The following is a 26,435-nucleotide window of genomic DNA, read 5'->3' as shown; positions in this document are numbered from 1 at the left end:
GATATGATATTACTTGGCCTCGTAATTCTGCTTATCGTTCTGTTCCTCTACGATTCCAGAACGTTTGTTTTCGCCTTGATCCCTTATTTCGTCTTCTTCGATATGTTCGATGGTTTTTATGAAGACAATAAGATCTACGCCGCGATCCGCTACATCGTGCCTCTCAGCCTTACCCTCATTTACGTTTTCAAATACCAGGCCCTGAAAAAATCGGATGCCATTTTTGTGGCGTTGGTGCTTTATTTAATGCTGCTCTGGGTAATCAATTCCGGCGACATGCTGGTTTCTACCCGATCTTTCTTATCTGTAATGATAACCCTGATCATGATCCCGATCGGAAAACATCTTAGCAGTTCCATCGATTTTTTAAAAGAACTCGAACCTTATAACCGGCTCCTGCTTTACACCATCCCGATTTACATCGTTATAGTGAACATCATGGGCATAGGCGGCTACTACACCGAATCTTTTTCCACCGGTTTTCTCATTACCTCGCGCATGTATGTGGTGCCGATCGTAGTTTTTCTGAGCGTACATTACCTGCTTTCCAATCCGAATTCCTCATTGGTGGTAAAACTCAGCGATCTGGCTTTGATCTTGATCAACATGAGCATCCTGATTCTGAATACCCGCCGCACGGCAATCGGTATGTTGCTGGGTGCCATCTTTATTTACACGCTGCTGAACCCGAAACTGATTTTTAAAATGGTAACATTCATGTTCATTGTGGTAGGCGGCCTGATTTTAAGTTATCCGCTTTATGAAGAACGCCTGAGCGCCCAACTCGAAAAACGTGACCGCATTCAGCACCTGGATACTTACCAGGAAGAAGGCCGCTACCTCGAAACCCTTTACATCATGGATTATCATGAGCGGAAGGCCAATGTTTTCGAAATGTTTTTCGGTGTGAAATTCTTCGATACCTATAGTTTTGGCGCCAAATACTTCGGCCGCGAACGCCCGATTCACTCCGATATCAACATGATATTTTTCAGCACCGGCCTGATCGGGGTTTTGTTTTTCGCGTTGTTCTTCGTCCATTATTTCCTGCGGAATAACCTGCAGATCCCCAGCCCAAACCGGAAATTGTTCTATCCGCTCCTGTTCATGTTCGTTATTGTGCTCATACCGGGGCGCTTTATAGGCACGCTCACGTTTGCCCCGTTGCTCATGCTTTTACTCAGCACTATTAAGTTCGGCAAAGCTACCAGCCTGGCCGAACCAGAACCCGAAACAACCCTCAGAACAATTCCGGTTTCCCTGAACTAAGTTCTAACTCCTAAACTATAAAACGCTATGTTCCAGACCTCAAAAAGTGCAGTATCCGGCTACCAGAATCTGCCTGGTAATGCGCTTCAGAAAAACATAAAAGTGCTGTTTGTATGCAGCGGTAATACCAAAGGTTTCGAAGTCGTTCCGTTTATAAAAGCGCAGGGCGAATCGCTGAAAAAAGCGGGCATTGAAGTAGATTATTTTCCTATCGTAGGCAAAGGTCTGCGGGGTTATTTCAAAGCGAGTCAGCAACTCCGCCAGCACCTGAAAAACAACCCTTATGACCTGATTCACGCGCATTTTACGCATTCCGGCTGGACCGCGGTAATGGCTGCAGGCCGCACACCGGTTATCCTTTCCCTGATGGGCAGCGATGCATATGGCGAATACATCGGGATAAACAAAGTGCAATTAAAAAGCCGCGCCAATACCCTGCTCACCTACCTGATCCAGCCTTTCACAAAAGCCATTATTTCCAAATCGCAGAACATAGAAGATTACGTGTACCTGAAGCAAAAATCGTACATCATTCCGAATGGCATAAACAAAGATAAATTCAAGCCAGACTCTACATATACCAAAGTAGATCTGGGCCTGGATCCAAGCAAAAAACACGTTTTGTTTCTGGGCAGCAAAACCAACGTCCGGAAAAACTTTAAACTTGCAGAACAGGCCGTTTCCAAATTAGGGTTACCGAATGTAGAACTGATCAACCCGTATCCGGTTTCGCACACAGAGATCCCTAAATACCTGAATACTGCTGATGTACTTGCGCTTACCTCGCTGATGGAAGGCTCACCTAATGTGGTTAAAGAAGCTATGGCCTGCAACTGCCCCATCGTTTCCACAGATATGGGAGATGTAAAATGGGTTATGGGCAATACGCCGGGTTGTTATTTATCTTCTTTCAATGCAGACGATTTCGCAGATAAACTAAGACAAGCCCTGGAATTCTCAGAAAAAACCGCAAGAACAAGCGGCGAATTAAGAATAAGGGAACTGGGGCTTGACGCCGATACCATTGCCAACCGGGTAATAGAGGTTTACAATACTGCTTTAAAACAACATGCCTCTAACAATATAATTGCTTCTCCTACGCCATTTGCCAGCTAAAGCCTGGTTACTGTACCACAAGTTTAACGGATATGAAAAGTTTAACGGACATGAAAAGTATAACTGATAAAAAGATCCTGATCGATATCAAGCATCCGGCACAGTTAAATCTGTTTAAAGGATTATCGAAGGAACTACAGGATGAAAACTGGGACGTAACCATTTGCTACCTGGACCGGGGAAAACTGCCTAAAATTATTGCTTCGGAATATGCCGGTTTTAAAACCATACCGGTAGGCAGCAGCAAAGGCACCAAATGGTCTATTCTTTGGAACGGCAACATAAAAAGAACGCTGGTGTTCCTTAAAATGATCAGAGAGCATAAGTACAATATTTGTGTAACAGCAAGCAGTATTCCATTGGCTTTAGCCAGCAGAATCTCAAAGCTGCCCATCATTCAGTTTTACGATGATCCGGAACGCGGAAGCATTAACAAAATAAACGCGAAGCTTTCCAGCCAGCTGTTTTTTCCGCCTATTGTGAAGGAAACTTCCAAGGTATCGACCTTTAATTGCCTGAAAGAGTGGAGTTATCTGAGCCCCAGAAGGTTTAAACCAGACAAAGCCATACTCGAGAAATATAATCTGACGCCATACAACTATGTGTTCATCAGAGAGGTGAGTAATAAATCCTTCAATTATTACAACCAGGAAGATGCCATTATCTGCGGTTTTTCAAAAGAAATAAATACAAACACGAAAGTTGTACTTAGCTTAGAAGATAAAAGCCTAACCGCAAAGTTCCCCCAACACTGGACCATTCTGGAAGAGCCCGTTGGAGACATCCACTCGCTTATCTACTACTCCAAACTTGTAATTTCTTCCGGCGATAGCATGGCAAGAGAAGGTGCCATGCTCGGTGTGCCAAGCGTTTACTGCGGAATCAGGCAAATGAAAGCCAACGAGCTACTTATGAAACAGGGCATACTATCACACCTGCCCGGCAAAACTGCTGTTCCTTTTATCAATACCACTATAGATGCGGCATTTCAGGAACAGGCGCAATTAACAGTCAGAAATCGTCTGCTGGAAAACTGGGACGATATGGTTGTATTTATGAAAGAACAGATAAACAAATATAAACGCTAAGACAATGAAAATATCAATTTTTGGCCTGGGCTACGTAGGATGCGTTAGTTTAGGATGCCTTACTAAGAATGGACATGAGGTAATTGGTGTTGATGTAAGTGAATTTAAAGTAGATCTTATTAACCGCGGCAAGCCAACTATACTTGAAAAGGATATAGACAACATCATAAAATCTGGTTTTGAAGCAGGGAAAATAAAAGCGACTTTAAATGCTGAAGAAGCTGTGCGGGAAACTGACCTCAGTATAATCTGCGTGGGTACTCCTTCTTCCCCGTATGGCCATCTTAATTTGTCTTTCATTTACAAAACGGCTGAACAGATTGGCGAAGCCTTAAAAACGAAAGACAGCTTTCACACAATCGTTATCAGAAGCACTGTATTACCGGGCACCAACCAAAAATACGGTGAGATCGTGGAAGAATTTTCCGGTAAAAAACGCGGCCAAGACTTTTCGGTGGTGTCTAACCCGGAATTCTTACGGGAAGGTTCAGCAGTAAAAGACTACTACCATCCATCGGTAACCGTAATTGGCGGCGACCACCCTGAAGCCCTGGAAAAGGTAGCCTCTTTATACAGAAACCTGGACGCGCCGATAGAGATCACCGATATCAAGATCGCTGAGATCATCAAGTATATCAACAACTCTTACCACGCGCTCAAAATTACCTTTGCGAACGAAATAGGAAATATATGCAAATCCATGGATATAGATTCGCACAAAGTAATGGAGCTGTTCTGCAAAGACACAAATCTGAATATTTCGCCGGCATATTTTAAACCTGGTTTTGCTTACGGTGGCTCCTGCCTGCCCAAAGATCTGAAAGGATTGGTTACGCTTGGCCACGACCATTATGTGCAGACGCCGGTGTTAGCCTGTATCGAGGCCTCGAACGAACACCAGAAAAAAACTGCTTTTGAACTGGTGGCAGAAACAGGTAAAAAGAAAGTATGTTTTGTGGGCTTAAGCTTTAAAGAAGGCACCGATGACCTGCGTTACAGCCCTTCCGTAGATCTTGCGGAAGTGCTGATCGGGAAAGGCTATAACATTAAGATATTTGATGAAAATGTTCGTTTATCAAAATTGATCGGCGCGAATAAGGCTTTTATAAATGAACGCCTGCCGCATTTATCAGATCTTATTGTTAACGACCTGGAAGCTGCTATAAAAGAAGCCGAGGTGGTAATTATTAACCACAGGAACTTCGATTCTACGGCCTATTCCGATGTTCTTAAAGAAAAGCATGCTATCATAGATCTGGTACGGGTAAATAAACTGGAAGAACTTCCAAATTATGAAGGCCTTTGCTGGTAACTGAAACGGCCATGATGAAAGTATATATTTTCATCATGGCCGCAGTTTTACTGACAAAACAGAAAATAACGATGCGGTATTTTCAAAGTAACCGGAAACAGGAAGACCAGAGAAAGGTTTTTACAATCTTCGGAAGCTATGAGTGTTCAAAAGCAGCAAACCTGTCGTAAAGTGTTGAACGAATGTATCAATATTAAGCGGTGCACGATAATGAAAAGGCCAATGCATGTTTGCCAATGCATTTCGGTTGACTTTTAGCTTAAGTTTTAATACCGTTTTCTTAAACAAAAATTGCCGGAGGTACTCAACCGCTTACGGCAATTTTTGTTTAAGAAAATGATTTCAATATGCGGTTTCCTGCAAATTAAACACAGATTTTTTGTCCTTTTCCCCTTCCAACAACGCAGCTTTACCAGGCGTTAACTTCTATAATAAATCCACTGACCTGATTAAACAAAAACACTCACCCGTATTTTTCACACCCAAACCATATTTATTACAATTTTAGCACGAAAGGCTAAATAAAATGTAACTATTTATAATTTTAACCATATAATGAATTAACAATTCCATAATATTTCTATTAAATCTTAACAATTTAATAATACTTAAACTTTAAATCATACAGAGGTGGTTTTCAGGTGGCGAAGCTGCGTTTTGGCATTTATTACTTTTTAAAAACTGCACATTTCAAGCCTCAAATTCGCCTTAAATAATTATATATATTCTATATAAAAGAATATCAATAGCAAAATATTTCAAATAAAACCGGTAAAATCTAATCAAGCGCTTTTCTATAACTCTCTACTACACCAAAGCTGGCACTTGTAAGCCGGCATCACTAACAAAATAAAACTTTCGCACTTAAGCTCTTAAAACTATGTTCAAAACAATACACCGTAATCTTCCAACCCTTTATATTGGCGGAGATGTATTTACGTTCATCCTTTCTTCTTTTATTTCAATTTACTTCTTCAGCGATAATGTAAACTCGCAAACTGAGTGGACCATTTTGCCTGGTTTCTTCATTCTGTGGTTCCTGATCGGGCACTGGCGCAAGCTATATAACTTGCATTTAGATCACGATTTCGGGCTCCGGGTTTTCAATTACCTTAAAGCATATTTCATTTTGCTGACCCTGGTGTTCATGATCTTCATCTTGTTCCGAATTCCATCGCCCGACAAAAATGAAATAGCAGCTTTCGTGATCGGTTTTCCATTGCTAAGCATTACCATCAATTTTCTGATCATAACCGTGCTGAATACTTTAAAAAATAAAGAAGCGAACGTTAAATACACGCTTATTGCAGGCGTAGGGGATGTGGCTGAAAATGTAGAAAAACATTTCTCTGAGCGCGAAAACGAAGGTTATCAGATCAAAGGTTTTATAAACTGTAAAAAAGAGCCTTGCCATGTTCCGCAAAATAAGGTAGTTGGCGATCTGAAGAACATTCATCAGTATCTGAAAGACAATCCGGTAGATGAAATTGTGATCGCTTTACCGGTAAAAACCTCTAAAAAGATCCGGAGCATTATTGGCGCTGCAGATTACCACGGCGTACGCGTAACCTATATTCCGGATTACGGAAACCTGTTCGGCAAAAATTACAAAGCCACCCAGTATGCTCACATAGATGCCATAAATGTACGGCAGTTGCCACTCGACGAACGCTCTGCTTTCTTCCTGAAAAACACCTTCGACAAGATCTTTTCGGCTGGCGTACTGTTGTTCCTTTCTCCGGTATTTTTACTGATCGCGCTCCTGATAAAACTTGATTCAACAGGCCCGGTTTTCTATTGCCCAACCCGCATAGGCCGCGGCGGACGCCCGTTCAAGGTGTATAAATTCAGAAGTATGCGTGAAAACGATGCTGCCACCGGCGGTAGTTTATCTACGCAGAAAGACGATGCCCGCATTACGAAGATCGGCAAATTCCTGCGCAAATACAGCCTCGATGAATTACCGCAATTTATTAACGTGCTTTATGGAGAAATGAGCGTGGTTGGGCCGCGGCCGCACCGCAGCTTCCTGAACCAGCAATTACAGGAAAGTGTAAACAACTATATGCTGCGCCACTATTTTAAACCGGGTATTACAGGCTGGGCGCAGGTAAACGGCTGGCGCGGCCCAACCGATACTGAAGAACAAAGAACCCAACGTACGGCGCATGACCTGTGGTACCAGGAAAACTGGACGCTTCGGCTCGATCTTAAAATTATTTTCCTGACCATTTTTAGCAAGAAAGTGCACAGCAGTGCCTTCTAGTAAACTAAATAAAAAATTGGTAATGCTTTCAGAATAAAAACCTGCTACTTTTTTCAGCCAGAACCATAGCGTTTTTCCGCTAAACAAGATGCCTGACTGTAAAATCGGCCGTCCTAAAAAACACCCACTAAAAAGCTGTTAACTGGCAGTAATTTTTGAAAGCATTACCTCACTTTAACGCTCATCTTTACCAAAACCGGTAGCCGGCGACATATCTGCAAAGGTTGCATGTTCGTTTCCTACCCTGATATTATCGAAATATATCACGCGTTTATCTACCTGAGATTTGCCGTTTTTAAAAGAAGCCTTATAAAGTCCGATCTTCCATTTCGGATAAGACACATTGTTGTAAATGTTACCGCCTTTGTGGGTCAGCACTTTTTCGCCATTGTGCCACACTTCTATCAAACCGTCTTCCTGGTAAGAGTGGATAAAATGAAAAACGAATTCGTGCCAGGCGTTTTTGGTAACCGGACCCAGATCCATTTTTTTACGGGTTTCATCATCTACTTCGTCGGCTACCTGCTTTGCGGTAAAACCAACATCCAGCAGAAAACGATCTCTTTTAACCCGTAAAGCTGTAGCAGGGCTTCCGGCATCTTCACCTAAATGGTAATCGGGCCGCTGCCGCCATTGGCTGATAACTTCCTGCTGCGAATCGTACGGATAATCGTCTGCTGGAAAGTAAACGGCAAAGGCGTACCAACGGTCTTTATTTTCTGCCGCCGGCATAATTACCGCTTCAGCGCGCTTACCGCCTTTTACCAACGGATCGGTTTTCCGCAATTCAAAACGAGCAGCTTTTTTACCCTGAAATACGGGCGAATCCACAAAGGTCAAACCATATTCCGTTCCGGTTTCCAGGTTATGCACAGTTGCAAAAGGTTTCGGACTTTCTACATCTTCAGTAAACAAAAGGGCATTTTTCCCCAGTTGGCTGGTTCCGGCACATTTTAATGTCGGAACATTTTTATGGGCTGAAGTACCAGGTTTGGTAGATACCGCAAGCGAACCCAGCAACGCTATAAAACCTAAAGACCGGAAGGAAACCATTTTTCTGCTTCTTTATAGTTGAATTACCAGCGTATTCAAGCTGAAAGCTACGAATACACACATACATAACCAATAATTAAAAGCGCGCAGAAATGTTTTCAAATTTCTGAAAAACGCTATGGTCTTAGGCCTGAAAAGTCAACTTTAATTTACAACGGCCTAACTTCAGTTAGAATAAAAACAAAACGGTATGGTTTTCGGCCGAAAAAGTGCCGAGCTTCATTTTGCCGATCCTAAAATTCCGGGCACAAAAAAAAGGCAGCTAAAAATCAGCTACCTTTTCAAGATTATTCTATTTATTTATTTAGATCACTTCAGTTTTAGTTACTGAATAGTGAAGTTGATCACGTAAGGAGTTCCGGTTGCAGAACCAATTTTATCCTTTGTACCAGAATATGTATTGGCTTCCAGACGGTAGCTACCTGCTGGAGCTGACCAGTTATTATAGTCGCCATTTCTGTCATCACCAAACAAGGCATAAGGAACAACGTCATCGATTCTTGTTTTAGAATCAGCACCAGTTAACACAAACTTCACAACTTTGCTACCTGAAACGGCATTCGCCCGGATATTGAATTTAGAAACACCCAATGTTTTACGGTTAATTACCGCACCGTTGGTAAGCGTCATAATATCTTTATCAGTAGACGAGTTCACCAGCGTATAGCTAATTACTCCGGTAGTTGGAGTAGGCGTTGGCGTTGGAGTCGGCTCAGGAGTTGGTGTCGGAGTCGGAGTCGGAGTTGGTTCCGGGGTTGGCGTTGGCTCAGGAGTTGGTGTTGGTGTCGGAGCTGTTACACCAGAACCGATCATTTCAGCTAAGGTAGCGCTTGTGTTACCTACTCGTACGTTATCGAAGTAAACCACGCGTGAGCTTCTTGACGAACTTCCATCCAGGAACGAAGCTTTATACAGACCAATTTTCCATTTCGGTAATTCCAGGTGCATGTTCCGGCCTTTGATCGTGTGGATCTTCACGCCATCTCTCCAAACCTCGATCAGACCATCCGAACCTTTCGAGTGGATGAAGTGGAACACGAACTGTGACCATTTATCTTTCGGGATATTATTAAAGCCGTCAATCGATTTGGTGCTGGAAGTAGTACCGAACAAGTCATATTTCATCAAAGTAGATGAACCATCGGCTGGCGTTACTTCTAAGAACGCTTTATCTTTCTGGGCACGAATGGTGGTTTCATCGCTACCGTCTTCGTACCACTGGTTGATACAATCGCGGGTGTCATCGTATTCAAAACCCTTAGCCGGGAAGAGAATCGAGTAAGAATACCAGATATCTTTCGGGAAGTTCGGATACTCGGTACCTTTAATAATGGTAACCTCCGAGCGAACTTTTTTACCACTTCCTACCAGAGTCTGACCTTTCTGGATCTCGAAACGAGCCGATTTGGCACCCTGGTAAACCGGATTGGTTACTGCAGACAAGGTCCAGCTGGTAGCATTGTTTTCAATGGCGTGAGCCGTTGAAAAAATCTTGGAGCCTTCCATGTCTTCTTCATATAATAAGTTAGCTGATCTTGCAGAATTAAGGGCTGAAGTGGTGGTTGGTGCCGTCTCTTCTACTTCTTTCTTTTCGCAGGATACTGCTAGTGCGCCTACGAAGGCTAGTGACAATAACGGCAGAAATCTGTTCTTCATAAAAATTAAAATAATTAAAAAATCAATTACACCCTATTAACATCCTCCCGATCGGGAATAGTTTTGTAATATTCGATGAAAAATAAGGCAACATACCAATAAAATGAGTGAAAACACTACGTAGACTTGAAAAATCCCGGATTATTTGCGCTCGAAGGACACCTCCTTCCCTAGAAAAATCGAAACCAATACCCTGAAAAACAGGCGGTTCACAGATGAAGTTACGAATTTGACCATGTTGCTGAAAATCATAGTTTCCCCAACACGCAAAAACAAGGCCACAAATCAGTAACATTTTCCGCAAATCCGTAAAAAACCAAATTATAAGATTGTGTTTATGAATCAATTATACAATTTTACACAAACAACGCCTGTCCTTAGCAGCCTGCGTAAACCAGCTTGTCGCTAACCCGGAGCTAAGCCAAAAGTCAAAGCCTAAATATTGGTTTTATTATATATCTGACTGAGTATTCAAGTCGCAAAAAAGCAGCGTTAAACGCTTCGTCCTCTAGGATATGCCCTTTACTATTTTTTAACTCAACTATATCAGGTTGCAGCCAACAAAACGCTATGGTTTTCGTCTGAAAAAGTGCCACCTCCACACCTGCAATCCTTAAAATTCCGGGTAAAAAAAAGCAGCCTGACTAAAGCTGCATTTTAGAGTTCTTATTTTCACCTTTCAGTTTTATTACCGAAGCGTGAGATCAATAATTTATGGAGTAACTGTTAGCGAACAGATTCAAACCGTAGTACCGGATCCAGGAATTGCTTTCAAACAACAGTTGCCAGATAAGGCTGATTAGAAATATGAATTACTGTTTCTACCGCCAACCAATACTTAGCTGATCATTTTTATGAAGGCGAACAGATTAACGTTTTTATTGTCTCTCACCATTTTAGGTGCCCTTTTAATTTTCTTTGGCCTCTTTATGGTTTCCTGCGAAAAGAAGGAAGTGGAAAACACCGGCCCGATCACTGCAACAGCCAGCAATGCAAGGTCAGCAAATTTATTATATGAAGAAGACATGGAAGGCTCCGACCTTTTTTCAACGGCCCATAGTATTGAGAACTGCGAAACCAGCTGGACCTTGTCTGCGGTGAGCAACCCGGTTTTCCAGGGCACCAAAGCAGCTCGTTTCGAGATCCGGAAAGACCAACCAATAACGCCTAACTCCAAACGGATACGCTCCGAAGTAACCATTATCAAAGGCACCAAATACCCGAACTTTCCCCGCGACATTTGGTATTCGTACGCGATCTTATTTCCAGCAACAGGTTTTGAGTACGATGACACCCGCGATTGCATTAACCAATGGTATGAAGACGGGAGCGACGAAACCACCATTCGTGCTCAGAAAGACAAAGCATTTCTGGAAGTTACGCCAGAAGACAGCACCGCCATTCTGATGAAATACGATTTGTTCGGTACTACTTCCAGCACCAAATCGATTGACGGCTTTAATAATATCCCGAAAGATAAATGGTCGCAGTTCGTGTTCCACTTCATCCACTCGAAAGGTTCCGATGGTCTGATCGAGGTTTGGAGAGATGGCGTGAAGATCCACACGATCAAAGGCCGGAACATGCACCTGGAATTACCGAAATGGAAAATTGGTCTGTATAAGTCTTCGTTCCTGGATAAGAGTTCAACCCGGGATTCACGCGTGGTTTACTTTGATAACGTAAGAGTTGGTAACACTAATGCAACTTTAGCTGAAATGAAAGGCGATACTATAATAACACCGCCGGTAACCGGCACCGGGCTGGAAAACAACCCATTGGTAAATTTCTTTAACAAATTAAGATAGCCGAAAACCACATAGCCAATTATTAAAAAGCACTGCATGCATCCAAATGCAAAATCTGGATCAACATCAATTTTCGCAGCAAATAACCAGTGTTCATTTTCCACGCTATTCCTCAAAGCAGAATTGAAAGCTTAACCCGATAGCTCTCCCTATTGCAATCAGTACATTTTTGATTTCAAACCTAAAAGTCAAATCTCCGATTTCAGTTAGCTGCGATAACTTATTGTAATGATTTACCATCTCACTTTTCCCTGTCGAAACCATAACGTTTAATCAAAACAGACAGAGTAAAATAAAACGGTATGGTTTTCGGCCGAAAAAGTGCTTAGCTTCACTTCGCTGTTACTTAAAATTCCGGGCACAAAAAAAGGCAGCTAAAAATTAGCTGCCTTTTCCAGTTATTCTATTTATTTAGATCACTTCAGTTTTAATTACTGAATAGTGAAGTTGATCACGTAAGGAGTTGCTGTTGCTGAACCCATTTTCTTTTTAGTGCCAGAATAAGTGTTGGCCTCTAAGCGGTAGCTACCAGCTTTTGGTTCCCATGAATAATAGTCACCTTTTCTATCATCACCAGCTAAAGCATATGGCAATGCATCATCAATACGAGAATCGCTCTCCGCACCTGTCAGGGTAAATTTAACGACCGTGCTGGATGTAGTAGCAGTATTCGCACGAATATTGAACTTCTTAACACCCAATGTCTTACGATTAATTACCGCACCGTTAGTGATCGTCATAATATCTTTATCAGTAGACGAGTTCACCAGCGTATAGCTTACTACACCTGAACCAGGAGTCGGCGTTGGCGTCGGATCTGGAGTTGGTGTCGGCGTTGGATCTGGCGTAGGAGTCGGATCTGGCGTAGGAGTCGGCGTTGGATCTGGAGTCGGTGTCGGGGTCGGAGCTGGTGCACCGGAACCGATCATTTCAGCTAAGGTAGCGCTTGAGTTACCCACTCGTACGTTATCGAAGTAAACCACGCGTGAGCTTCTTGACGAACTTTCATCCAGGAACGAAGACTTATATAAACCAATTTTCCATTTTGGTAATTCCAGGTGCATGTTCCGGCCTTTGATCGTGTGGATCTTCACACCATCTCTCCAAACCTCGATCAGGCCATCGGAACCTTTCGAGTGAATGAAGTGGAACACGAACTGCGACCATTTATCTTTCGGGATGTTGTTAAAGCCATCCACGGATTTCGTGCTTGAGCTGGTACCGAACAAGTCATATTTCATCAAAGTAGATGAACCATCGGCCGGCGTTACTTCTAAGAACGCTTTGTCTTTCTGGGCACGAATGGTGGTTTCGTCGCTACCGTCTTCGTACCATTGGTTAATGCAATCGCGGGTGTCATCGTATTCAAAACCCTTAGCCGGGAAAAGAATAGAATATGAATACCATACATCTTTCGGGAAATTCGGGTACTCGGTACCTTTAATAATGGTAACCTCCGAACGTACACGCTTGGAAGATCCTACCAGGGTCTGACCTTTCTGGATCTCGAAACGAGCCGATTTGGCACCCTGGTAAACCGGATTGGTTACTGCAGACAAAGTCCAGCTGGTGCCGTTATTTTCAATAGCATGCGCCGTTGAAAAAATCTTGGAGCCTTCCATGTCTTCTTCATATAATAAGTTAGCTGATCTTGCAGAGTTAAGGGCTGAAGTGGTGGTTGGTGCCGTCTCTTCAACTTCCTTCTTTTCGCAGGAAACCGCCAGGGCGCCTACAAAAGCCAGAGACAATAATGGCAAAAATTTGTTCTTCATAAAAATTAAAATAATTAAAAAATCAATTACACCTTATTAACATCCTCCCGCTCGGGAATAGTTTTGTAATATTCGATGAAAAATAAGGCAACATACCAATAAAATGAGTGAAAACACTACGTAAACTTGAAAAATCCCGGATTATTTGCGCTCGAAGGACACCTCCTTCCCTAGAAAAATCGAAACCAATACCCTGAAAAACAGGCGGTTCACAGATGAAGTTACGAATTTGACCATGTTGCTGAAAATCATAGTTTCCCCAACACGCAAAAACAAGGCCACAAATCAGTAACATTTTCCGCAAATCCGTAAAAAACCAAATTATAAGATTGTGTTTATGAATCAATTATACAATTTTACACAAACAAAACCTGCCCTTAGCTGCCAGCGCAAATCACCCGGCTCCAAACCCGAAGCTAAACCAGGAGTAAAGTCTAAATATTGGTTTTATTATATATCTACCAGCAAATAAAGGGCGCAATAAAAGCAATGCTTAATGCTTCATCCTCCCGGATATGCCCTTTACTATTTATTTAGCACTGTTCAATCAGTAATGCGCCTTTTGGGCAAACCATAAATCTGTAGCAAGGTACATGCAGTATCAAGCTACTCTAAAAAACTTCTAACTTCCGAAATATGGCAAAGGCTGTAAACAGCTGGGATTGGGAAATTGGTAATAAAACCAGTTTCTGGAACCACAGCCTGAAAGAATTATGGGCATACCGGCATTTACTGGCGGGATTGGTACGGCGGCATTTTCTGCTTAACTATCAGCAAACAGTTCTGGGGCCCCTCTGGATCCTGTTTCAGCCAACGTTAACGTTAGTAACGTACCTGCTCGTTTTCAATAAACTGGTTGGCATTTCCACCGGTTCTATTCCACCAATATTATTTTACCTGGCCGGCATCATTCTCTGGAATTTCTTTAACGATAGCTTTACCGGCACATCTTCTACATTTAAAGAACACGCGCACGTTTTCAGCAAGGTTTATTTTCCGCGCATCATTATGCCCGTTTCAGTTATTTGTACACAACTGCTGCGTTTTGGCATTCAATTCATTATGCTGCTCTGCGTAATGTCTTACTTCAGTTTTACCGGCGATTTTTCATTTCCTTTTAATAGCGGATTGTTTGCTTTACCGCTGGTCATCTTGAATGTAGGCGCTTTTAGCCTGGGCCTGGGCCTGATATTCTCGGTTCTGACTGCCAAATACCGCGACATGACCAATATGGTAACGCTGGGCGTGCGGCTGCTCATGTTCTTAACGCCCGTAATCTACCCGCTGGCCACCATTCCCGAAAATGTACGCTGGCTGGTGCAGCTCAATCCTTTAACACCTCTGTTCGAGTTATTCAGACTAGCCATGCTGGGCGAAGGTACTGTTGCGCCAAACGCCTTATTATATAGTGTAGGGTTTACGCTTTTGCTTTTAGCCGGCGCCTGGCTCCTTTTTAATAAACAAGGCGATAAATTAATTGACATTGTATAACCAGCCTGATCATGTCTGAAACCGTAATAAAAGTCGAGAACCTATCAAAAGTGTACCAGTTGGGCACTATTGGCACCGGTTCGTTCAAGCAAGACCTGCAACGCTGGTGGAATAGCACGCTTTTAAAAAAGGAAGATCCGTTCTTTCAATTACAGCCGGGCAACACATCTGCAGCTAATAAAGACTTTTTCCTGGCCCTGCACGATGTAAGCTTCGACGTAAAACATGGAGAAGCCATAGGCATTATAGGCAGAAACGGTTCCGGAAAATCTACTTTGCTCAAGATCATTTCCCGGATCGTAAGGCCTACAAAGGGTAAGGTATTGGGAAAAGGGAAAGTAAGCAGCTTGCTGGAAGTAGGCACTGGTTTTAATATGGAGCTTACCGGCCGCGAAAACATTTACATCAGCGGTTATATTCTGGGCATGAGCAAAGCCGAGGTCCGGAGCAAGTTCGATGAGATCGTAGCTTTTTCGGGAGTAGAAAAATTTATAGACACTCCGGTAAAACGCTATTCGTCTGGCATGTACGTGCGCCTGGCATTTGCCGTAGCCGCCCACCTGGAACCTGACATCTTAATAGTAGACGAAGTGCTGGCTGTAGGCGATGCCGATTTTCAGAAGAAGTGCCTGGGCAAAATGCGCGAAGTTTCGCAGACCAGTGGCCGCACCATTTTGTTTGTAAGTCACAGCATGCAGGCCGTAAAAAATCTCTGCGATAAAGCCTTATGGCTGAACCAAGGCACGATGCAGACTTTTGGTGGCGTTTCGGAAGTAGTAAACCAATACCTTTCTACCACACAACAAGCCCGCCATTGCCAAAGCTGGCAAACTGCAGATACAGCGCCCGGCAACGAACTTGTCCGCCTGAAACATGTAGAATTGATACCGCAACTGTGCGAAATGGATGCGCCACTGGATATCCGCACGCCTTTAATTGTAAAATTCCAGTTCTGGAACCTGCAGAATAATGTAAATCTGAGCGTAGGCCTACACCTGTTCACTTCTGCCGGCGAATGTATTTTTGATGTTCCATCGCCTTCACAGTTCTATGAAAAAGGAATAATTGAAGGAACCTGCGAGATACCTGGCAATTTCCTGAACGATGGTGCTTATTACATATCCCTAATTGTGGTACAAAACACTTCGGTAGCCCTGTTCACTTTTGAGGAATGCCTGCTTTTTGAACTGGAAGATTACCGCGGCGATATTCAATGGTATGGAAAGTGGTGGGGTGCTGTGCGGCCGAAATTACCGTTTCAGCTAAAACAAGCCAACACCCATTTGCAGGACCAGCTACAACCAAATTTACTTTAAAAAAACGCTAGGGAATTAAGCCTGAAAAGTCAGAACCTGCTCCTTACCTGCTCTGTAAAAATTCTAAACTGCAAAAAATGACTACGCATCTGCCCTACCAGATCTCCCACGTTTACCTGCACGAATCGGCAAAAATGCCTGCGTTAAATCTGCAACAAGGTAACTATTTAGTTTTTTGGTGGAAAACCATACCGTTAGGCGATCTCTACTTAGAACCGGGCGTTACACTTTCGGAAGCAGATTATTTTAAAAAAATGGGTCAGGCTATTTTGCCAACCCTGCAACAATACGCAAAAAGCACTTCGGAACGCAATCAGAACCTTCAGGCTACGCAAATGTTGGAAAAATTAAAGAACCCTGAAAGCTGGTTGCCAGAAGCTTTAAAAAGAAAACCTACTGAAAAAATTCCGAAAGAAGTGCCCGTTTCGGTGATAATATGCACGCGCAACCGGCCCGGTTCCCTGAAACAATGCCTCGAAGCGTTTCAGAAAATGTTGTGCCGGCCTCAGGAAATAATCATTATTGAGAACGCCCGGGAAAACGACGAATCGGAAGCGGTAACCCGCCTTTACCCCAACGTGAAATATTACCAGGAACCAATACCAGGTTTATCGTATGCCCGCAACACCGGAATAAAAAAAGCAACCTGCCCCATTATTGCCTTTACCGACGACGATGTGCGCATCGCTGAAAACTGGGTGCACCAGGTCTGGCAAACATTCCAGGATCCGAAAACCATGGCGATGACCGGATTGGTAATTGCCTCTGAACTTCAGTCGGAAGCGCAACTGATCTTTGAAAAACACTGGAGCTTTAACCGCGGCTATACCGATAAGATCTTCGACATAGAATATTTTCGGAAAACGATCGCCAAAGGCCCGCCTGTCTGGAATATAGGTGCCGGCGCCAACATGGCATTCCGGAAAAGTATTTTTGAAGAGACCGGCCTGTTCGACGAACGCTTAGGCGCGGGTGCCTCGGGTTGCAACGAAGATTCTGAAATGTGGTACCGCATTCTGAAAAACGGCCATACCATTCATTATAACCCACGGGCCATTGTTTTTCACGAACACCGCCGGGAACTGACTGCTTTAAAAAAACAGATCTTCAGTTATATGCGGGGGCACGCGGCGGCGGCACTTATTCAACAGGAACAATTTAGAAAAGCGGGTTATGCCCGGCATTTGAGCCATACCTTACTGGTAGCATACAGCAAAGCCATTCTGAAAGGATTTCCGCAGTACCAGGCACAATACTGCACACTCTGGGTACAAATAAAAGGGCTTATTGCCGGCATTGTATATTATTACCAGAACCGTAAAAAAACCGAACTACGCTAACCGGAATTCCGATGGCTGACCAGACGCTACATACAGAAAACCCGTTGGTATCGGTAATAATTCCGTGTTACAATCACGCGCATTTTTTACACAAAGCCATAGAAAGCGTGCTGAAACAAACTTACCGGAATACGGAAATTGTGGTGGTAGACGATGGCTCTTCTGATGATACCAAAGCTGTTTCGGAAAAGTACCCGGAGGTGAAATATGTATATCAACAAAACCAGGGACTTTCGGCAGCGCGGAACACGGGCGTAAAAAAAAGTACCGGCGATCTGCTTTTATTTCTGGATGCGGACGACTGGCTTTACCCGAGAGGAATTGAACAGAACGTAAACTCCTTTTATCAGCAAAAAAAAGCTGCGTTTGTAAGCGGCACCTTTAATGCGGTTTATGTAAATGAAAACCTGATCAGGGAAGGCGTAACGGAAGTTAAAGCAGATCATTACTGCCAGCTTTTAAGAGGCAATTACATTGGCATGGTGGCTACCGTTTTATTTCAGCGTTGGGTATTTACAGAATTTGAATTCGATACAAGCCTGAAAAACTGCGAAGACTACGACCTGTATCTGAAAGTTGCCCGGAAATACCCGGTATACCACCACCTGGATAAAATTGCTGCATACAGGTTTCACAACACCAACATGTCAGGAAACGTTCCAGCCATGCTTCATGGAGTTCTGCAAATAATGGACCGCCAGGAGCCGCATCTTAAAACCGAAGCCGAAAGAACAGCCTTGAAAAAAGGCCGCCGCAACTGGAAAAACTATTACTGCCAGGCCCTTTTAGAACAGGTTAAAACCGACAGAAATAAAAAACAGGCGATGGCCACCATTATCCGGCACCGGCCGGCAATCCTTTTTAAACACCATGTAACCAGAAGAAAGAAAATGCTAAAGACCTTTGTAAAGCGTAACGCTCCCGATTTTAGTTTAAGATGGCTGCATAAAATGGGCTTATCGAATAAACATGTTCCCGCAATAGGCAACATTCTGCCCGGCGACTTTAACCGCACCTCGCCTTTCAGCAACGATTTTGGGTACAAGCGCGGCGGCCCTGTAGACAGGTATTACATCGAGAATTTTCTGGCGCAGGAAGCCGGCACCATAAAAGGCAGAACGCTCGAGATTGGCGATAATTCCTATACCATGGCTTTCGGCAAAAACGGCGTTACGAAAAGCGAAATTCTACACGTGAACGATAAAAACCCACAGGCAACTATTATTGGCGACATCAGCCATGCGCCGCACATTGCCGACAATAGTTTCGACTGCATTATTCTTACGCAAACGCTGCACCTGATCTACGATTTTAAAGCGGCCATGCAAACCTGCCACCGCATCTTAAAACCCGGCGGCACGTTGCTTCTCACCGTTCCCGGCATTACGCCCATAGATCAGGGCGAATGGAAAGAAACCTGGTACTGGTCTTTTACCGATAAAGCCATGCAGAAAATAACCGCCGAAACTTTTCCGGGTGGCAATACCAACATAAACGCTTTCGGAAATGTGTTTGCGGCCACAGCATTTTTATACGGTATGGGCCTGCCCGAAGTACCCCGCCACAAACTAGACCACCACGACCCGCACTACCAGGTAATAATTACGGTAAAAGCCCAAAAAGCCCTTTCGCTATGAAATTCGGTTTGCGCCACTACCTCAGATCGTACTTCGCACCGCAGGCTGCCGTGCTAATGTACCATCGTGTGGCCGAAGTGAAAAGCGACATCTGGGACATAACCGTTAGCCCTGAAAATTTCGAATACCAATTGCAGATCCTGCAGCAAAGCGGCAACGTTATTTCCCTTTCTGAATTAACCGGAAACGCTAGCAAAAACCGCCTGAAAAGTGGCAACATTGCCCTTACTTTCGACGATGGATACGCGGATAATTACCACTTTGCCAAACCGCTGCTGGAGAAGTATAAATTACCGGCCACGTTTTTTATAACAACGTCGAATATTGGCAAAAAAACGGAATTCTGGTGGGATGAACTTGAAAACCTGATCCTTTTCACTGAACATTTGCCGACGTTTTTTTCAATGAACATTAATGGCGAAGACCTGAATTTTGAATTGCTGCAGGAAGCTGAACTTACGCCTGAGCAACAGCAAATTAACCGCAACTGGAAAGCCTGCGAAGAAACTCCGCCCAATATGCGCTGCGCCATGTACCTGAAATTGTGGCAAACCTTAAGGCCCCTTCCGCAAAAAAAACAGCAACAGGAATTACAAAAACTCCGCGATTGGGCTGGCAAGGCAATTTCACCACGAAGCGGCTACGAAAGCATGACCGAAAACCAACTTCGGGATTTGAGCCGTAATCCGCTTTTTGAGATCGGTGCGCATACGGTTTCACATGCGGCACTTGGTTTTCACGACATAACGTTTCAGGAAAAGGAAATACGCGAAAACCGGAATTTGCTGCGGGACATAACCAACCAACCCGTAGACTTGCTTTCGTACCCTTATGGCCATTTTAATACACAAACGTTGCAGGCTGCGAACCAAACCAAATTCAAAGCCGCTTTCACAACCCGCGAGGAATTTGTAAAAAACCAGACCGAACCATTACAAATGGGCCGTTTCCAGATAAAAGATCTTCCGCCCGAAAAATTTTCAGCGCAATTTAACCTCGTGCAACGCTGGTGTTGAAGCAAAATAAACGGTAGGGTTTTGGGCCTAAAAAGTCAGAAAAGCAAGCCGAAGCCGGCCGCTGAAAACGGTAGGGAAAACGAGTAAAAAACTAGCAGAATCCGTTACATCTGCAAGCTAAAAACGGTAGGTGTTCGGGGTAAAAAGTAAAAATAAAGCCGTCTAAAAATTTACAGCCATGCAAAATCAACTACTGGTTTCCGTAATTATACCGTTTCTGAACGAAGAAAAATTTTTGCCGGAAACAATTGCAAGCGTGCTTAATCAAACCTATGAGAACTGGGAATTGCTGCTGATCGATGACGGCTCCACCAACAAAAGCACCCATATTGCCAAACAATTTACCGAAGACTATCCCGGAAAAATATTTTACCTGGACCATGAAGGCCATGCCAATAAAGGCGTTTGCGCAAGCCGTAACCTGGGGGTTAAACACGCCAAAGGAAACCTGATCGCTTTTTTAGATGCCGATGATGTGTGGCTTCCGGAAAAACTGGAAAAACAGGTCACTGTTTTTCAGCAATATCCGGATCTGGGGCTGGTAGCCGAAGGTTCTACGCATTGGTATAGCTGGAACGACCCGGCAACCGAAGACCTTGAAATTCCCGTGGGTTCCGTTTACGAAAAAAACCAACTGCTCAGGCTTCCGGAACATCAGGACAAAATCTTTGAACCGTTGGAATTGCTTTACCGGCTTTATCCGCTCAGCACGGCCGCTGCCGCCGGTCCCTGCGCGTGGCTACTCAGCAAAAAAGCTATAGAAAGATCTGGCGGCTTCGAAGAATCGTTTATAAAAGAATACCAGCTGTACGAAGACCAGGCTTTTTTATGCAAAATTTACCTCCGGGAAAAAGTTTACCTTTCTTCTGCCAGCAATAATCTGTACCGGCAACGGCCGGGCTCAGTAGTACAGTGGGTTAACGAAAAAGGGCATTACCACAAAGTGCGCCAATACTTTCTGAATTGGTTCGAAAATTATCTGCAATACCACAACATTTACGACCCCAAATTACACCGGCTTTTAAACCGCGCTTTTCTGCCTTACCGTTACCCTACGTGGTTTTATATTACCCGAACGCTACCCGAAAAGCTGCTGCAACTAAGCAAAAAGCCATTCCAGAAGCTTCGGAAAATTTTAAAAAGAAACGGTTTCCTGACTAAAAGACCTGCCCATGCCCCGCTTAACAGTTTTGATGCCGGTTTATAACGCCGAAAAATTCCTGGCCGAAGCCATCGAAAGTATTCTGAACCAAACCTTTCAGGATTTCGAGTTCATTATTATAGACGATGGCTCTACCGACAGGAGTGTGGAAATAGTAAGATCGTTCTCCGATCCGCGGATCAGGTTTTATCAGAATGAAAAGAATCTGGGCATTTCGCTCACGCTTAATAAAGGCATCAGCCTGGCGCAAACCGAAATAATTGCCCGCATGGATTCCGACGATATCAGCTACCCGCAACGGCTGGAAAAACAATACGCATATTTGCAGGAAAACCCTGATTGCGCCCTCGTTTCATCGCTGGTACGGGTAATTTCCGAAGACAAAGCTTTCATCAGGCAAGACAAGTTCAAGAGTGAGTTGTTTTACTACAACCTTACTTTTATTTGCTGGATCTACCACCCTACCATCATGTTCCGAAAAAGTGCAGCGGCCAGCGTACGAAATTATTCTACCACTTATGCCGAAGATTACGAATTATTCTGGCAACTCACCCGCAAATTCAAGTTCTATAACCTACCCGATGTGCTGCTCGATTACCGTGAAACCAGCCAAAGCCTTTGCCAGGTTTTAAAAAAGCCGGAATACGAACATGCCCAGCAGGAACAGGTTTTACGCAATATCCGCTACTACACCGGCGAACATTACCACGTGCCAGATTCCTATGTGGCCTGCTACCGTCACAATTTCGAACCGCTTCTAGCCCGGAATAACGTAATTGCCATGGTTGCCTGCGTTAAAGAACTCGATTTTATTACGCTTTGCATGCTGGCTAAACCCAACGTAAACCTCCAGCAAAGTGCCTTAAAAAAAGCAGCCCTGCACAAACGCAACTACATTATCTGGGCGCTGGCTGCAAACCTGCAACTTTTACCAAAGCTCTTTTTCCTGTTGCAGGTTTATTCGCTGATAAGCGGTTTAAAATCGTTGCGAAGCTTCATCCGGGAACAGTTTGTGATGCGTAAATTAAAACCGGCCGTCACTTTTTCCCGCTAAAACCCTACCATTTTCAGGCCCGAAAACCTGAAAAATACCGATCCCTTTTTAAGGAAAAACCAAACCTGCACAACCTGCCACTGAACACTTTTCAACGTTGAACCAATGGCCTACATTCCTAAATCTCCACCCCGCATTGCACCTTTACCCGCAAATTGTGTACGCCCCACCTGGTCAGTCATGATTCCGGTTTATAACTGTGCGCAATTTCTGCCGGAAACCCTAGAAAGTGTGCTGCAGCAAAATATTCCGGAAGCCGAAATGCAGATCGAAGTGATCGACGATTTCAGCACCGATGTGGATGTAGAAGCGTTGGTAAAACAGATCGGAAAAGGGCGCATTGCGTATTTCCGGCAACCAAAAAACGTAGGCAGCCTGGTCAATTTCGAAACCTGCATCATTCGCGCCAAAGGCAAATATGTGCATTTATTACACGGCGACGATAAAGTCAGAAACGGCTATTACCGCAAAATAGAAACCCTTTTCGTGCAACATCCGGAAGCCGGCGCGGCGTTTTGCCGCTACGCCTGCATAGACGAAAACGGTAGGAAAAACTACGATAAAACTCCCGAAATGCAACACGATGGGATTTTACCCAACTGGCTTAAGACCATCAGCGAGCGGCAGCGTTTGCAATATGCCAGCATTACGGTGCGCCGGGAAGTGTACGAAAAACTAGGCGGCTTTTTTGGGGTTACTTACGGCGAAGACTGGGAAATGTGGGTGCGTATTGCTCGTCACTACCCGGTAGCTTATACCCCGGAGATCCTGGCCGAATACCGCACGCATTCTAATTCCATTTCCGGTAATAAATTTCTAAAAGGCGGGCATTTAAAAGATCTTGCCCAAGCCATGAAACTGATCCAACAGCATTTGCCCGAAGGCCAGAAAACCGGAATACTGGCGCGTTCCAAAAAATATTATGCCTACTACGGCCTGAAAATAGCCAACCGTTTGTGGAACCGCCTGCATAACGAGCAGGTAGTAAAAGCGCAGATAAAGTATATTCTTTACCTGCACCAAAGCCCGTTGCTACGCCTGGTACTCTTAAAATTATACCTGAAACTAAACCTGTATAAATTATGGAAGCGGGCGTATCGGTAATTATCTGCACGTATAACGGCGCAGCGCTTTTACCAGAAACCCTGCGCCATCTAGCCTTGCAAAATGTACCACCGGAAATTCCCTGGGAAGTGATCGTGATCGACAATGCTTCAACCGACCAGTCTGCCATAGTTGCTGCATCTGTCTGGGAAAGTTTCGGGAACAAAACGCCGTTTTCTTTGCTGCCTCAGCCTGAACCAGGCTTAACTTACGCCCGCGAATTAGGTTTGGCCAAAGCCCGTTACGAATTTGTGCTTTTCTGCGACGACGATAACTGGTTGTGCCCCGATTATGTAACACGCGCCTACAAACTGATGATGCAACACCCCGAGATCGGGATGCTCGGCGGTTACGGCGAATTGGTATTTCAGGAGAAACCGCCGCATTGGGCTAAAAATTCGCGTTTAGTAGCCAGCGGCCCGCAAGCTTTCAGATCAGGAAAAGTAAGTAGAAATGTGGTTTACGGAGCCGGCAGTGTAATGCGAAGAACAGCTTTTGACACGTTACTAAAAGCTGGTTTCAGATCCCGGTTAACCGATCGCAAAGGAGCAAGCCTGAGTTCCGGCGGCGATTATGAGCTTTGCTTTGCGCTGGCGCTGGCCGGTTACACCATCTGGTACCACGACCGTTTAATTTTCCGGCACTTTATCCCGGCCAAACGCCTGACCCGCGAATATCATGAGCGTTATTTCCGGGAAAGTGCCCAGAGTTTTTCTGCCCTTATACCCTACCGCTTTGTAGCCAATAAAGACTGCACCACCATTACGAAGTTTCACTTTCAATACGCCAAAACGGTAGCAAATTACACGCTAAAACTGCTGCCGGCCTTGGTTAAACGCCTTCTTTTGCCTGGTAGCTTAAAATCTGCCCAAACCAATGAGTTGGCTTATATTTCCCTGAAAGCCAAGTTGCTCAGCTTCAGAAATTACAGAATAATGCTGCAAAATTTCCGGGAACTGCTGGTATTCAAACAGCAATTTCAGCGCACCGAAAAACTGCGGCCCCAACCGATAAACTCTGAAACAACCTTGCTGTCCGAAAACCTGCGGAATTACTGACTTAATCTATCCACTATAATTAAGCGGCCTTACTTTTTCCTCCCAAATGCATAGCGTTTCGGGAGCAATACTGTGCGCTTATTTCTGTGATCATCACTTAAACAGAGTTTCTGTTAAGGATGAGCTTCTGAAGGAGTTGTTTAGAAGAATCCGATTGGCATTCGCTTAGCAAAGAAATTAGCTCACGAATTTCCTAAAAAATAAATCAGAATAATACAACTTTTTAAAAGATATACCATATATAAATTTTCACAAAGTTGACACTCCCCCTTTTTATTTTTTTTAAAACTGGTTCTAAAATCCACCACTTAAAAAAACATAAAATGCACCACTGAGACAAACTGCTACTTGCCGAATTACTTAATAGTTGCCCGTTATGAGAAAATTTTTAATTGTAATGGCTATCGTTCTTCCATTTATTCAAAGTGCTTCGGCTCAGTTTTATAATATTGTCCCCTTATCGCCACTTCCCGTAACCACCGATACCCAGGAAAGCCCCCAATCTAAGATTTGGTTTCACGATGACCTGTACTGGACGGTACTTACCGACACTGTAGGAACGCACGTCTGGAGGCTGGATGGCAACACCTGGACCAAAATGCTTACCCTTGCAAAATCCAGTTATGCCCGTGCCGATTGCAAAGTAGCAGGTAACTTGGTACACATACTCCTTTACCGGAAAAGCAGGTCTTTTTTATTATCCATTGAATATGTACCCGAAGCTTTCACTTACAAACTTTGGTCGGTAAGGCCGGAAAGAGTGTTGGTTCTGCTTGATGATAGTGCGGAAACCGCCACCATTGATATAGATACCAAAAACCGCATGTGGGTGGCATACGACGACATGAACAGCATAAAAGTACGATGGAGCGATTATCCGTATGCCGAATGGAGTGACCCGACTTCGGTAGTTTCAGGAATAAAAGAAGATGATATTTGTGCACTTATTGCCCTCCCGATATTTGGCAGCATTGGTGTACTCTGGTCGAATCAGAATTCCCAGCGCTTCGGTTTCAGAATGCATCCCGATGGCTCCGACCCTACCTACTGGACCGAAGATGAAGTACCAGCTTCACAGTCTGCGATCAATTACCGGGGTGGGATGGCCAACGACCACTTAAACATGTCGATGGGCCGGGACGGAACGCTTTACTGCGCCGTTAAAACCAGTTACCGCCATTCCGGTTACCCTAACCTGGGCTTGCTCGTGCGCCGGCCAAACGGCGTTTGGGACAACCTTTACCAGGTTTCTGAAACCGGCACCAAAGGAATTGTTTTACTAAATGAAACTACCGGAAAGATCCGGATCGTTTATACTGCAGATGAAAAAGGGGGCAATATCTTATACAGAGAATCTTTTATTGCTCCTATTGCTTTCGGGCAGGCTTTTAACCTGTTGAACGGAAAATTCAATCATAGTTCCAGCATTAAGAACAATACCAGTCCCAACACGTTGATTCTAGCCTCAGACTCTCTTTCTGCAGCGGGCGTACTGGCTTTCGATGCTGTTTATTTAAACCTTGCTGTTAGTCCGAATCCGTGCCTGACGACGTCTGAAATAAAATTCTCGATTCCCGGCAATACCAGGTATTCTGTGGATATCTACAACGTTACCGGCAACCTTGTTCGCAATATAAAGGAAGGTTACACGAAATACGGAGAAAAGTTTAATGTTGAGCTGGAAGCCCGAAAATTGCCTTATGGGCTCTATATGATCCGTTTACAGACTGACAGACACAGCAAAACCATTAAACTGATCCGTCTCTGAGCATGTGACAAGTTCCAGCTTTTTCCAAGAGTCATCATGCAGTTGAGGTAATATGCAGCCTACGACTTTTGAAGCCCAAAACCATAGCGTTTTTAAAGTTATTTACCCCAAGCTTTATTGCAAAATAGTTATATCGCAGAGCTAAAAAC

The 26,435-nt window shown here is 44.1% G+C and carries 19 protein-coding genes; 16 read left to right on the top strand and 3 right to left on the bottom strand.

All coding sequences use genetic code 11. From position 1 onward, the window contains the following. Positions 1-3 precede the first annotated feature (3 nt). The 5 genes from ACFPIB_RS02610 to ACFPIB_RS02590 all read left to right on the top strand — a co-directional run bounded on the left by ACFPIB_RS02610 (position 4) and on the right by ACFPIB_RS02590 (position 7,051). Positions 4-1,269 (top strand): hypothetical protein, encoded by a 1,266-nt coding sequence (locus ACFPIB_RS02610; RefSeq protein WP_378015862.1) that lies wholly within the window; start codon positions 4-6, stop codon positions 1,267-1,269. Positions 1,270-1,296: 27 nt separating this feature from the next. Beyond that, on the top strand, positions 1,297-2,385 hold the full coding sequence (locus ACFPIB_RS02605) for a glycosyltransferase family 4 protein (RefSeq protein WP_378015861.1): 1,089 nt from the start codon (positions 1,297-1,299) through the stop codon (positions 2,383-2,385). 50 nt (positions 2,386-2,435) lie between these two features. Beyond that, positions 2,436-3,473, top strand: a complete 1,038-nt coding sequence (locus ACFPIB_RS02600; RefSeq protein WP_378015860.1) for a DUF354 domain-containing protein — start codon at positions 2,436-2,438, stop codon at positions 3,471-3,473. Between the two features lie 4 nt (positions 3,474-3,477). Further along, positions 3,478-4,785 carry a nucleotide sugar dehydrogenase gene (locus tag ACFPIB_RS02595; RefSeq protein WP_378015859.1) on the top strand — a complete coding sequence of 436 codons (1,308 nt, stop codon included), beginning with the start codon at positions 3,478-3,480 and terminating at the stop codon, positions 4,783-4,785. A gap of 880 nt (positions 4,786-5,665) precedes the next feature. After that, a complete protein-coding gene (locus ACFPIB_RS02590) occupies positions 5,666-7,051 on the top strand; it encodes an undecaprenyl-phosphate glucose phosphotransferase (RefSeq protein WP_378015858.1) in 1,386 nt (461 codons plus the stop codon). A 174-nt stretch (positions 7,052-7,225) separates the two neighbouring features. Here the strand turns inward: ACFPIB_RS02590 and ACFPIB_RS02585 are convergent, their stop codons facing one another. Beyond that, positions 7,226-8,104: a polysaccharide lyase gene (locus ACFPIB_RS02585; RefSeq protein WP_378015857.1), complete on the bottom strand. Its 879-nt coding sequence runs from the start codon at positions 8,102-8,104 to the stop codon at positions 7,226-7,228. A gap of 324 nt (positions 8,105-8,428) precedes the next feature. Beyond that, positions 8,429-9,760, bottom strand: coding sequence for a heparin lyase I family protein (locus ACFPIB_RS02580; protein WP_378015856.1), 1,332 nt, complete (start codon positions 9,758-9,760; stop codon positions 8,429-8,431). An 854-nt stretch (positions 9,761-10,614) separates the two neighbouring features. Between ACFPIB_RS02580 and ACFPIB_RS02575 the strand changes: the two genes are divergently transcribed. Further along, positions 10,615-11,568, top strand: coding sequence for a polysaccharide lyase (locus tag ACFPIB_RS02575; RefSeq protein WP_378015855.1), 954 nt, complete (start codon positions 10,615-10,617; stop codon positions 11,566-11,568). A 431-nt stretch (positions 11,569-11,999) separates the two neighbouring features. On the opposite strand, the gene ACFPIB_RS02570 is transcribed toward ACFPIB_RS02575, so the two are convergent. Continuing rightward, on the bottom strand, positions 12,000-13,340 hold the full coding sequence (locus ACFPIB_RS02570) for a heparin lyase I family protein (protein ID WP_378015854.1): 1,341 nt from the start codon (positions 13,338-13,340) through the stop codon (positions 12,000-12,002). A gap of 636 nt (positions 13,341-13,976) precedes the next feature. Here ACFPIB_RS02570 and ACFPIB_RS02565 point away from each other — a divergent pair. The 10 genes from ACFPIB_RS02565 to ACFPIB_RS02520 all read left to right on the top strand — a co-directional run bounded on the left by ACFPIB_RS02565 (position 13,977) and on the right by ACFPIB_RS02520 (position 26,286). Further along, positions 13,977-14,831, top strand: a complete 855-nt coding sequence (locus tag ACFPIB_RS02565; protein ID WP_378015853.1) for an ABC transporter permease — start codon at positions 13,977-13,979, stop codon at positions 14,829-14,831. An 11-nt stretch (positions 14,832-14,842) separates the two neighbouring features. Then, positions 14,843-16,147: an ABC transporter ATP-binding protein gene (locus ACFPIB_RS02560; protein ID WP_378015852.1), complete on the top strand. Its 1,305-nt coding sequence runs from the start codon at positions 14,843-14,845 to the stop codon at positions 16,145-16,147. Positions 16,148-16,224: 77 nt separating this feature from the next. Continuing rightward, positions 16,225-17,487: a glycosyltransferase family 2 protein gene (locus tag ACFPIB_RS02555; RefSeq protein WP_378015851.1), complete on the top strand. Its 1,263-nt coding sequence runs from the start codon at positions 16,225-16,227 to the stop codon at positions 17,485-17,487. A gap of 11 nt (positions 17,488-17,498) precedes the next feature. Continuing rightward, entirely contained in the window at positions 17,499-19,124 is a 1,626-nt protein-coding gene (locus ACFPIB_RS02550) for a glycosyltransferase (RefSeq protein ID WP_378015850.1), read from the top strand. Beyond that, positions 19,121-20,140, top strand: coding sequence for a polysaccharide deacetylase family protein (locus ACFPIB_RS02545; protein ID WP_378015849.1), 1,020 nt, complete (start codon positions 19,121-19,123; stop codon positions 20,138-20,140). Before ACFPIB_RS02550 ends, ACFPIB_RS02545 begins: the two co-directional genes overlap by 4 nt. Before the next feature lie 178 nt (positions 20,141-20,318). After that, positions 20,319-21,347: a glycosyltransferase family 2 protein gene (locus ACFPIB_RS02540; RefSeq protein ID WP_378015848.1), complete on the top strand. Its 1,029-nt coding sequence runs from the start codon at positions 20,319-20,321 to the stop codon at positions 21,345-21,347. After that, complete coding sequence (locus ACFPIB_RS02535; RefSeq protein WP_378015847.1) at positions 21,313-22,356, top strand: glycosyltransferase family 2 protein; 1,044 nt, start codon at positions 21,313-21,315, stop codon at positions 22,354-22,356. The genes ACFPIB_RS02540 and ACFPIB_RS02535 overlap by 35 nt, the downstream gene beginning before the upstream one ends. 105 nt (positions 22,357-22,461) lie before the next feature. After that, positions 22,462-23,460, top strand: a complete 999-nt coding sequence (locus tag ACFPIB_RS02530) for a glycosyltransferase family 2 protein (protein ID WP_378015846.1) — start codon at positions 22,462-22,464, stop codon at positions 23,458-23,460. Continuing rightward, positions 23,439-24,518 carry a glycosyltransferase gene (locus ACFPIB_RS02525; RefSeq protein WP_378015845.1) on the top strand — a complete coding sequence of 360 codons (1,080 nt, stop codon included), beginning with the start codon at positions 23,439-23,441 and terminating at the stop codon, positions 24,516-24,518. The genes ACFPIB_RS02530 and ACFPIB_RS02525 overlap by 22 nt, the downstream gene beginning before the upstream one ends. Before the next feature lie 376 nt (positions 24,519-24,894). Beyond that, the gene (locus ACFPIB_RS02520) at positions 24,895-26,286 is read left to right on the top strand and encodes a T9SS type A sorting domain-containing protein (protein WP_378015844.1); all 1,392 of its coding nucleotides are present in this window, start codon (positions 24,895-24,897) and stop codon (positions 26,284-26,286) included. Positions 26,287-26,435 lie beyond the last annotated feature (149 nt).

The sequence above is a fragment of the Adhaeribacter terreus genome (assembly GCF_042657365.1).
Taxonomy (GTDB): domain Bacteria; phylum Bacteroidota; class Bacteroidia; order Cytophagales; family Hymenobacteraceae; genus Adhaeribacter_A; species Adhaeribacter_A terreus.
This window is presented reverse-complemented; position numbering and strand designations above follow the sequence as displayed.

Bases quoted from the DNA above. Each gene is read 5' to 3' on its own strand.
- ACFPIB_RS02610 (WP_378015862.1), top strand. From the start codon at position 4: ATGATATTACTTGGCCTCGTAATTCTGCTTATCGTTCTGTTCCTCTAC.
- ACFPIB_RS02605 (WP_378015861.1), top strand. From the start codon at position 1,297: ATGTTCCAGACCTCAAAAAGTGCAGTATCCGGCTACCAGAATCTGCCT.
- ACFPIB_RS02600 (WP_378015860.1), top strand. From the start codon at position 2,436: ATGAAAAGTATAACTGATAAAAAGATCCTGATCGATATCAAGCATCCG.
- ACFPIB_RS02595 (WP_378015859.1), top strand. From the start codon at position 3,478: ATGAAAATATCAATTTTTGGCCTGGGCTACGTAGGATGCGTTAGTTTA.
- ACFPIB_RS02590 (WP_378015858.1), top strand. From the start codon at position 5,666: ATGTTCAAAACAATACACCGTAATCTTCCAACCCTTTATATTGGCGGA.
- ACFPIB_RS02585 (WP_378015857.1), bottom strand. From the start codon at position 8,104: ATGGTTTCCTTCCGGTCTTTAGGTTTTATAGCGTTGCTGGGTTCGCTT.
- ACFPIB_RS02580 (WP_378015856.1), bottom strand. From the start codon at position 9,760: ATGAAGAACAGATTTCTGCCGTTATTGTCACTAGCCTTCGTAGGCGCA.
- ACFPIB_RS02575 (WP_378015855.1), top strand. From the start codon at position 10,615: ATGAAGGCGAACAGATTAACGTTTTTATTGTCTCTCACCATTTTAGGT.
- ACFPIB_RS02570 (WP_378015854.1), bottom strand. From the start codon at position 13,340: ATGAAGAACAAATTTTTGCCATTATTGTCTCTGGCTTTTGTAGGCGCC.
- ACFPIB_RS02565 (WP_378015853.1), top strand. From the start codon at position 13,977: ATGGCAAAGGCTGTAAACAGCTGGGATTGGGAAATTGGTAATAAAACC.
- ACFPIB_RS02560 (WP_378015852.1), top strand. From the start codon at position 14,843: ATGTCTGAAACCGTAATAAAAGTCGAGAACCTATCAAAAGTGTACCAG.
- ACFPIB_RS02555 (WP_378015851.1), top strand. From the start codon at position 16,225: ATGACTACGCATCTGCCCTACCAGATCTCCCACGTTTACCTGCACGAA.
- ACFPIB_RS02550 (WP_378015850.1), top strand. From the start codon at position 17,499: ATGGCTGACCAGACGCTACATACAGAAAACCCGTTGGTATCGGTAATA.
- ACFPIB_RS02545 (WP_378015849.1), top strand. From the start codon at position 19,121: ATGAAATTCGGTTTGCGCCACTACCTCAGATCGTACTTCGCACCGCAG.
- ACFPIB_RS02540 (WP_378015848.1), top strand. From the start codon at position 20,319: ATGCAAAATCAACTACTGGTTTCCGTAATTATACCGTTTCTGAACGAA.
- ACFPIB_RS02535 (WP_378015847.1), top strand. From the start codon at position 21,313: ATGCCCCGCTTAACAGTTTTGATGCCGGTTTATAACGCCGAAAAATTC.
- ACFPIB_RS02530 (WP_378015846.1), top strand. From the start codon at position 22,462: ATGGCCTACATTCCTAAATCTCCACCCCGCATTGCACCTTTACCCGCA.
- ACFPIB_RS02525 (WP_378015845.1), top strand. From the start codon at position 23,439: ATGGAAGCGGGCGTATCGGTAATTATCTGCACGTATAACGGCGCAGCG.
- ACFPIB_RS02520 (WP_378015844.1), top strand. From the start codon at position 24,895: ATGAGAAAATTTTTAATTGTAATGGCTATCGTTCTTCCATTTATTCAA.